We start from the raw sequence: 261 nt of genomic DNA on the forward strand, positions 1-261 counted from the left end.
TAGGAAAGGCTGCATTATCCTTACTCGCAAATCCTGTGGTTTTGGCTGCTACTGTTTTGGCAGGGGTTGGTTTAGCAGTTAAAGAATGGTCAAAGTATAATAAAGAGGTTTGGAAATCAGCCAAGCTTACGGAACAAGTGACAGGATTGGTTGGTGAGCATGCTCATGAAGTTCGATTACATGCACAAACCATTTCAGAAGTTTTTGACCAGGATTATAAGAAGACTCTGGAAACCGCTAATGTTCTGGTTAAAAAATTTA

At 39.8% G+C, this 261-nt stretch carries 1 protein-coding gene; it reads left to right on the plus strand.

Annotated elements, in window-relative coordinates; genetic code table 11:
* Positions 1-261: hypothetical protein (locus FOF46_RS32240; RefSeq protein WP_167572058.1), on the plus strand; the 261-nt coding region annotated here is incomplete at both ends.

The organism is Aquimarina algiphila, assembly GCF_007489275.1.
GTDB lineage: Bacteria > Bacteroidota > Bacteroidia > Flavobacteriales > Flavobacteriaceae > Aquimarina > Aquimarina algiphila.